Source organism: Nocardioides sp. WG-D5, from assembly GCF_054031175.1.
In genome coordinates this window covers 2983709-2991756 of record NZ_CM132928.1, presented here as the reverse complement: position 1 = coordinate 2991756, position 8048 = coordinate 2983709, and the positions used below count along the sequence as shown (strand labels likewise).

Sequence of the window (8048 nt, the reverse complement as noted above, 5' to 3'; positions counted from 1 at the left end):
CCCCTGCCTCAGTTGTCCTGAGGCAGGGGCTTCGCGTATTTCACGTCGAGCAGGCCGTCGTAGGCCGGCGCGGTGAGGTAGGTCAGCGGCTTGAGGAACCAGCCGATCTGGACGTTGGGGTCGCGAGCGTCGGCCCGATAGTTCTGCACGTGGTCGTCACGGTCGATCGCCGCCTGGAGCCGGTCGGGGTCGCCGACCGCCTCGATGACGTACGGCTGGGGGTAGGGCACGCCGTCGAGCTGCACCGTGCTGCCGGAGCACTTGATACCGGTGGTGGTGATGATCCGCTTGCCGGCGATCGTGATCGCCTCGGCGCCACCGGCCCAGAGCGCGTTGACGACGGCCTGGATGTCCTGCTGGTGCACGACCAGCGAGTTGGGGTCGTCGCCGGTGTAGCTCTCCTGGACCTCCGAGGGGGCGTCGCCCAGGACGATCTGCATGCCGGGGCCGCTGTGGTCGGAGGTGCCCGCCGGGTCGGCGAGCCTTGCGGACTGGTGCTGGAGCTTCTTGACGTCCTTGTCGGTGACCCCGCTGGTGAGATGGTCGACCTCGCTCTGCAGGTCGGCCAGCTGGGCCTCGAGGCGGTTGTAGCGGATCCGCTCGCCGTCGACCAGCGTCGCCAGGTCCTCGTAGCGGCCCGGACGCAGATCGGTGCCGTCCGCGTTCACGAAGCTCACCGCCAGCAGGCCGCCGCAGAGCAGCACCACGACGGGCGTACCGACCCGCCAGGAGGTCACGCGGGACCAGCGCTTTGGCTTAGAGGTGGGGTTAGCCTGGGTTCCGGAGCTCACGACCATTAGGGTATGCGCAGCAATCACATTTGTCTGAGGAGCATCACCCGTGGCCAAGCTCAAGCTCTCGAAGAAGAGTGATCTCGACCTGCCCAAGGACCCGATCTTCACTCCGCGCTTCGGGATCGCACTGTTGCTGATCGCCCTCGGCATCGGCTGGATCGTCTACTACTACGTCGGGGTCCGCCCCAACGAGGTCGGTGGTGACTTCACCGGGCCGACGCCGGTGCAGAAGCTCGAGGGGTGGAACTACCTGATCGGGTTCGTCCTGCTCTTCCTGGGCCTGGCCGTCTCCGCCCACCCGAAGACCCCGCTGGGCCGCGGGCGCGGCGTCGTGGTCGGCATGCTCGGGTGCTTCGTGATCGGCCTGATCTGGATCTGCGTCTTCTACATCTTCGCCAACGACCACCTGGACAAGATCTGGGTGTTCAACGACCTCGGTCAGAAGAACCTCCTGGTCGGCATCGGCTTCATGGCGGTGGGCTTCACCTTCGCCACGAAGTGGGAGTGATCCCTGCGTTAGACCCCGAAAGAGGCGCAACCCTTGCGGTTGCGCCTCTTTGCGTTACACGGGTGTAGTTCTCCACAGGGTCTTCCACACCTGTGGATTTGTCCACGCCGAGAAAACGCCCCGAAAACACCTATTCCGAAGGCGTCAGAACATCAACATCCGTACGCCGACGAGCGCAAGCAGCAGCAACGTGAACCCGCCCAGCGCAGCCCATTGCAACGGCGCCTTCCGGTCGGCCCGGAACTGGGTGAAGATCCACGCGACGACGAGACCGCCGAGGAACCCACCGACGTGGCCCTGCCAGGAGATGCCGTTGCCGAAGAAGGTGATGCCTGCGTTGATCAGCAGCACCGGCAGCAGCGGGGAGAGCGACTGCCCGGCCCGGACGAAGAGCACCACGAGAACGCCCAGGAGCCCGAAGATCGCACCGGAGGCGCCGACCGTCGAGCCGGCCGGTGTCGCGGCCCAGACCACCAGGGCAGAGCCCGCCAGCCCGGAGATCAGGTAGAAGACCAGGAACCGCAGCCTGCCCACGATCGGCTCGAGGAACGAGCCGAGCATGTAGAGGGACAGCATGTTCACGGCCAGGTGGATGATCGAGACGTGCGTGAACGTCGAGGTCAGCAGCTGCCAGACCGCGCCGTCGTCGACGCCTGGCATCCAGGTGTAGCCGCTCGACCGGCAGACGCCTTCCGGCACCGCGAAGCCACCGTCCGGCGTGCGACAGTAGCCCTGCAGACGGATCGCGATGAAGTCGGCGATCCTCGAGCCGGCGCCGCCGGTGAGGGTGATGCTCAGCCAGACCAGGACGTTGACGCCGATGAGCGACAAGGTCACCGGGAGTGCCCGGAAGCCGATCCGCGCGCTGGTGAAGCGCTTGGGCTGACGTACGGACCTGTGGCCTTCCTTCACGCACTCGGGGCACTGGAAGCCGACGGAGGCGCTGGCCATGCAGTCAGGGCAGATGGGACGCCCACAGCGCTGACAGCTGATGTGAGTCTCACGGCCGGGGTGGCGGTAGCAGACCGGCACCCCGACCGGGGTCGTCTCGGACAATCAGCCCTCGACGATCTCGACCGTCTCGATGACGACCGGCTCGACCGGGCGGTCCATCGCGCCGGTCTTGGTGCCGGAGATCGAGTCGACGGCCTTCTTCGACGCCTCGTCGGCGACCTCACCGAAGATGGTGTGCTTGAAGTTCAGCCACGGCGCCTGGCCGGTGGTGATGAAGAACTGCGAGCCGTTGGTGCCGGGGCCGGCGTTGGCCATCGCGAGCAGGTAGGGCTTGTCGAAGGTGAGCTCGGGGTGCGGCTCGTCCTTGAAGGTGTAGCCCGGGCCGCCCGTACCGGTGCCCAGGGGGCAACCGCCCTGGATCATGAACCCGTCGATGACGCGGTGGAAGCCGAGACCGTCGTAATAGGGGACACCGGAGCGGCCGGCGTCGTCCGTGTACTCCTTGGTCCCCGTCGCGAGGCCGACGAAGTTGGCGACCGTCTCCGGAGCATGGTTGGGGAACAAGGTGATCGTGATGTCACCGTGATTGGTGTGGAGGATGGCCTTCTGGTCAGCCATGACCTGCCCTTCCGACATTGGGATTGGTACGGGATGTAACTCCTCGATCCTCCCACAGTGTCGGTCGTGGGCCCGAGGTCAGGAGGCCGCGTCAGCGAGCTTCGGAGCGATCCGGTCGGCGACGCGGCGCTCGACCCAGAAGATCAGCCCCGGGATCAGACCGGCGATCATCATCAGCAGGAACTCGGGGATCGTCCAGCGGGCCTTCTGGGTGAGCAGGAACGCGACGATCACGTAGATGATGAAGATCCAGCCGTGCGCGACCCACAGCGGCGTCATCGTCTCGCCGAAGGACTGCAGGGCGGTGCCCTCGGGGAGCAGATACTTGAACAGCGAGGAGATGGTGCCGACGAGCAGCAGCACCCCGACGACGTACGCGAGCACCTTGTAGGTGCCGAACAGCTTGTTCACGCGTCCGAGGGTACGCCCCCGGTGGTCGAGCTTGTCGAGACCATCTGTCCCGACGCATCGACCCCGTGATCTGCATCATCGTCATCAGTCCGCGGACGGAGCGTGTCGCGCACGTAGCGCCACCACACATAGATCCCGAAGATGCCGAACAGCCACCACTCGATCGCGTAGAGGAGGTTGCGCAACCCCGTCGTGGCCTCCGGCTCGGGCAGCTGCGGAGCGGGTACGTCGGCCACGTCCGTGGCGCCGTCGTTCACCGGCATCGAGCTGGCCGGCCAGTTGTCCTCGACCGGCGAGCGCACCATGTAGGCGCTGTAGAGGTCGTAGCTGGTGCGCGAGATCAGGTCGGAGATGTCGAGCTGCGGGAAGACGTTGTCGGACTTGCGGTCGTCGGCGACGTCGGTCCAGTCGCTGGGCTGCAGCCAGCCGGTGACGGTGACGTGGCCGCGCGGCGCCGGCGGCGCGGTGCCGACCTCCGGGGTCCAGCCGCGCACGACGTAGACGGCCGATTCAGTGTCCTCGACGAGCACCGGCGTGACGGCCCAGAAGCCGACCTGGGAGCCCCGCTCCATCCCGTCGATGAAGATGGTCTCCTCGGGCATCCAGATCCCGGAGACGGTCACCGGACGGCCGATCTGCTCCCACGGGAAGGCGTCGTTGGGCCCGATCAGATCCGTGAACGCCTTCGGCTTCGCGTGCACGAGCTCGGCGACCTGGTCCTGCTTGTCCTGCTGGCTCGACTGGTACTGCCACACCCCGAGCAGCACCGCGCCGGTCACGAAGATCACCACCAGCGCGTGCGCACCCCACATCCTGGGGGAGAAGATGCTTCGCGGGGGACTGGTCTGGGCGGCCATAGCACTCTCAGAGTACGGGGGCCTAGTCGCAGACCGCGAATGGGACGGGTTCGCTGGTGACCAGGGTGGCCGCCGTCACCGGACTCGTCACCCGGAACCCGATCCGCCCCGTGGACGGGTCCGCGACACCGTGGGTGAAGACCTTCTTGTACGCAGCGTCCTGATCACCCAGCTTCAGCCGGTAGAACAGGTCGTCGCGGTCCTCGCCGAGTCGCAGCGTGGCCAGCCCGCCGCCGAACTCGACCGAGAAGGCCTCGACCGGCGCCAGCCGGGTCTTCTCCTTCGGTCCGCCCTCGGCGCAGCCGTTGACGACGTACGTCGAGGTGGCGGGGCCTCCGGCGACCGCGACCAGCTTCTCCTGGGCTGCCCAGTTCTCGGTGCCCGGGGCCGCGGTGTGCTTGGTGATCAGGTGGGTCTTCGGGTCGAACGTCGCGCCCTTCAGCGGTCCGACGCCGGCCTTGATCGCCTGGCCCGGCTTCACCCGGTCGGCGACCTTGATGACGAACCCCTCCTTGCCGCCGCCGGTGAACCTGGCCTCCCAGACGACGTCGGCCGCGCCCCACTTGTAGGTGTCACGCAGCCGCTGGTCGACGCCGCGCAGCAGCCCGCCGCTGACCTGGGCCGCGCCTTTGTCGGCCCGGCTCCACAGGTTGCTCTGCTCCGCCGGGCTCGTCCTGCTGGTGACGTCGTCGAGGCCGAAGAGCGACTTCACCTCGTCGTAGTCGGTCACCGCCAGCGTCTTCGCACCCACGGGCACGAACGTCATGGCGGCCTCGACCGGGCTCATGGTCGCGGCGTACGCGGGGTAGGTCTCCTCCGTGGGCGCCGCTTCCGGCTTCTTGGGCTCGCTGTCGTCCCCACAGCCGACCAGCGCAACTGCCAGCCCCACGGCCAGCACGCCGATACCCCATCGCCTCACGTCCACCCCAACGAGTATTCCCGATCCCCGTCACGGTAGGTGGCACATCGGTCCCAGCGAGATGGGGCACCACATAGATGGAGGCCGCAGGCAGATCGCCTGCGGCCTCCTTGATCCCGAGCGTCAGCGACCAGCGGCTGTGAGCTCAAGGGATGCGGGGAGAGGCTCGAGCACCGGGTCGATGATCCGCGACGATGCCTCCGACCGAGCGACCCGACTGCGGCGCAGGTCCTTGACGGTCGTGAGGCGGCGGAGCCAACGGTCGGTGCCGTCGTAGCGAGCCTTGAACGGCTTACGGCCGTGCAGTGCACGGTGGTTGTCGACGATGAGGATCTCGCCCGGGGCCAGGGCGACGTCCTCGACGTTCGCGGAGAGCTCCATGATGAGCAGCTGGAGCGCCTGGTCGGCCTCGACGTCACCCGGCAGCGCCTCCATGTAGGGCGGGTCGAGCCGGACGTCGGGAGCCTGCGGAGAGCCGGAGAGCACGGCGGTCGGCGTGGCGAGCAGCTCGCCCTCGTTGACGCCGGCCTCGCGCAGGTTGCGGAGGTGCTCGTCGTCAGGGCGGATCACGTAGCGCGGCTCGAACAGCGGCGCGTACTCCGGGCCGGTCACGTCGATCGAGCTGATCCCCACCGCGGTGGTCGGGATCATGTCGTCGTTGCGCAGCGAGATCAGGCCGAGGTGGTCGCAGCGCAGGTCGCTGAACGCGTCCTCGATGTGCAGGTCGAGCACGACGTCGCTGCTGTGGCCGGTCTGCAGGCTCTCCTGCTTCTGGATGGGCAGGATGTTGTTGACCAGCTGGCCACCCTGCAGCGAGGACCAGGAGACGGCGTCGCCGAGCTGGGCCATGATCAGGGCGAGCCAGAAGTCAGCGGCGTGCGGCGCCTGGGCGTCGGGGTGGTTCCAGTGCGGCGGGGTCGGGCCGGCGGTCACCGGAAGGCCGCTGATCACCAGAGCATCGGTCGCATCGCCGTAGCGGAACGCACGGATCGCCCGGGCGACGCTCTCGGGGAGCTCACCCCCGAGGAACGGCGCGGTCTCGAGGAACTCCGAGGAGACCGGATCCCCGAATCGAGCGAGCAACGACTCCGCCAGCGTGGCTGCGGCCTGGGACTCGGCTGGGGTCATCTCGACCCGGGTGACTACGGACTCTGCGCCCACAACATTGACCTTTCGGACTTTGTGGTGGAGGGGTTTCGTCAGAAACGTTTTCTGGCACCCGCACCAAAGGGTTTCCTAAGTTCGGGACCACTTTGTTCCGCCGTACGGAATTCAAACGAGTGATAGGTCCAAATGACGAGACGATAGGTATTAGGCCCCTTGCGCAAACGGCGTGAACCTGTTTAGGGAATGTATCTCCCTTGCGGTATCCCAGTTACCAGAGATTTGCCCGTTCAGCCTGGCTTTTCGGAAATCGTGGGCAGGAACCTTCACCGGTACGGATCGACGAGCTCGCGCAGCGAGGTGAGCGCCTCCCGCAGCGCCGTCGCCAGACGGGGCCCGAGGTAGTCGTTCCACTCCTGCTCGACGCTCATCGCCACCTCCCGCGCACGGTCGGCCGCGGCCTGACCCTCCACCGTGAACCTGATCAGGCGCGCGCGACCGTCGGTCGGGTCCGGGACCCGCTCGACGAGCCCCTCCCGATCCAGCGCCGCGACCAGCACGCTCGCGGTCTGCTTGGTCACCTGTGCCTGCTCAGCCAGGTCCACCAGGCGCGAGCCGTCCTCGGCGATCCGCTGGGCGAGGCGAGCCTGCGCGACGGTGATGTTGTAGCCGGCGTCCCGCATCGCCGAGATGACGCGCTCGTCCATCGCCCGGTAGGCGATGAGCATGAGCGTTGCGATGTCCATCGAACCCCCTTGACACTCTGCGGCACCCTGGTCAATATGGTCAGTAAGACTGACTATCATACCGCTCTCCGGTGTCCAGACAGCCGTCTGTTCACGGGGCTCCGCCGGACGCGTGTTGCCTTCACGATCTCCACCGCCTCGCTCGTCGAGGCCCATCCCGAGCAGGTCACCATGAACGCAGTCGCACAGCTCAGCGCCGGCATCTCCGCTGTGATCCTCATCGCCGTCTTCCCCGTCGAGGCCTTCTTCATCGAGCGTCCGGCGGTCCAGCGCTTCCTCGGCATCGAGGCGCACGGCATCCGCAACGTCCACCTGTGGTCGTTCTGCATCGGCGCCCGTAACGCCCTCGCCGGCGTCGGCACGCTGATCGGGCTCTGGATGGTCAACTTCGGCGACGAGACCGCCGGGGTCACCGTCGTGGTCGTCACCTGCATCTACATGCTGCTCGCCTCGCTGTTCATGGGTGTCGCCGACGCCCTCGGCTTCTGGCTCCCGCGCGGCGGCAGCATCAAGGGAACGGTCGCCTCGTCCGTACTCCCGGCGATCGCACTGATCGCGATCGCAGTCTGATAGCGGGAACCACCCCGGAGCACTACGCTCCGAAGCATGGGCACCGCGATCATCTCGGGACTCTTCGCCGTGGTGCTCGCCTGCGTCGCCTGGGGCCTGCAGAACGGCAGCCGACGGGCCCGTGTCCTTTCCCGGATCGAGCGCTACACCCAGATCCTCAAGGACATTCCGTACAGCCATCCGGCGCGGGCCCATCTCGACGCCGCCCTGGCCGCCGAGGCCAAGAAGTTGAGCGCCCTGACCGGCGCGACGCCGTCGTTCGCCCCCGCGCCGCTCCCCGACGGTCCACTCGAGCCCGCCGACGGCGGACCCGCGACCATGGACGACGTCTTCGGGACGGGCGACCATCGACCGATCACGCCCGGCGCACGGCCCCCGGTTCAGCCGCCGATCCTCTCACCACCATGGACTGCGCCAGCACGGGTTCGCTCGTCCACGCCGCTTCGGGCGTACGCATCCGTGGGGCTGGGGATCCTGGCCGGCGGGTTCGCGATCTTCGCGCTCTGGCTCGCCATCGACCAGCTCGTGCGCTGAGATCACATGCCTTGACAGGAATATTCCGTGTGA

Annotated in this window: 11 protein-coding genes; 3 read left to right on the top strand and 8 right to left on the bottom strand. The window is 67.3% G+C overall.

Features of this window, described 5'->3' with window-relative positions; genetic code table 11:
- Positions 1-8 precede the first annotated feature (8 nt).
- Positions 9-797: a DUF881 domain-containing protein gene (locus ACWZJV_RS14630; protein WP_457176709.1), complete on the bottom strand. Its 789-nt coding sequence runs from the start codon at positions 795-797 to the stop codon at positions 9-11.
- Between the two features lie 43 nt (positions 798-840).
- On the opposite strand from ACWZJV_RS14630, the gene ACWZJV_RS14625 reads away from it, so the two are divergent.
- Positions 841-1302, top strand: coding sequence for a cell division protein CrgA (locus ACWZJV_RS14625; protein ID WP_457176707.1), 462 nt, complete (start codon positions 841-843; stop codon positions 1300-1302).
- Positions 1303-1446: 144 nt separating this feature from the next.
- On the opposite strand, the gene ACWZJV_RS14620 is transcribed toward ACWZJV_RS14625, so the two are convergent.
- The 7 genes from ACWZJV_RS14620 to ACWZJV_RS14590 form a co-directional block, all read right to left on the bottom strand.
- Entirely contained in the window at positions 1447-2253 is an 807-nt protein-coding gene (locus ACWZJV_RS14620) for a rhomboid family intramembrane serine protease (RefSeq protein WP_457176705.1), read from the bottom strand.
- A gap of 105 nt (positions 2254-2358) precedes the next feature.
- On the bottom strand, positions 2359-2874 hold the full coding sequence (locus ACWZJV_RS14615) for a peptidylprolyl isomerase (RefSeq protein ID WP_008355625.1): 516 nt from the start codon (positions 2872-2874) through the stop codon (positions 2359-2361).
- Positions 2875-2952: 78 nt separating this feature from the next.
- Positions 2953-3285, bottom strand: coding sequence for a DUF3817 domain-containing protein (locus ACWZJV_RS14610; RefSeq protein WP_008355624.1), 333 nt, complete (start codon positions 3283-3285; stop codon positions 2953-2955).
- On the bottom strand, positions 3282-4142 hold the full coding sequence (locus ACWZJV_RS14605) for an SURF1 family protein (RefSeq protein WP_196876073.1): 861 nt from the start codon (positions 4140-4142) through the stop codon (positions 3282-3284). Before ACWZJV_RS14605 ends, ACWZJV_RS14610 begins: the two co-directional genes overlap by 4 nt.
- A gap of 22 nt (positions 4143-4164) precedes the next feature.
- On the bottom strand, positions 4165-5067 hold the full coding sequence (locus ACWZJV_RS14600) for a hypothetical protein (RefSeq protein WP_457176702.1): 903 nt from the start codon (positions 5065-5067) through the stop codon (positions 4165-4167).
- Positions 5068-5184: 117 nt separating this feature from the next.
- Positions 5185-6189 (bottom strand): TauD/TfdA family dioxygenase, encoded by a 1005-nt coding sequence (locus ACWZJV_RS14595; RefSeq protein WP_008355617.1) that lies wholly within the window; start codon positions 6187-6189, stop codon positions 5185-5187.
- 302 nt (positions 6190-6491) lie between these two features.
- Positions 6492-6911, bottom strand: a complete 420-nt coding sequence (locus tag ACWZJV_RS14590; protein WP_457176700.1) for a MarR family winged helix-turn-helix transcriptional regulator — start codon at positions 6909-6911, stop codon at positions 6492-6494.
- A gap of 171 nt (positions 6912-7082) precedes the next feature.
- Between ACWZJV_RS14590 and ACWZJV_RS14585 the strand changes: the two genes are divergently transcribed.
- Both ACWZJV_RS14585 and ACWZJV_RS14580 read left to right on the top strand, forming a co-directional pair.
- On the top strand, positions 7083-7481 hold the full coding sequence (locus tag ACWZJV_RS14585) for a DUF1304 family protein (RefSeq protein ID WP_457176698.1): 399 nt from the start codon (positions 7083-7085) through the stop codon (positions 7479-7481).
- 36 nt (positions 7482-7517) lie between these two features.
- Positions 7518-8015 carry a hypothetical protein gene (locus ACWZJV_RS14580; RefSeq protein WP_457176696.1) on the top strand — a complete coding sequence of 166 codons (498 nt, stop codon included), beginning with the start codon at positions 7518-7520 and terminating at the stop codon, positions 8013-8015.
- Positions 8016-8048: the final 33 nt, after the last annotated feature.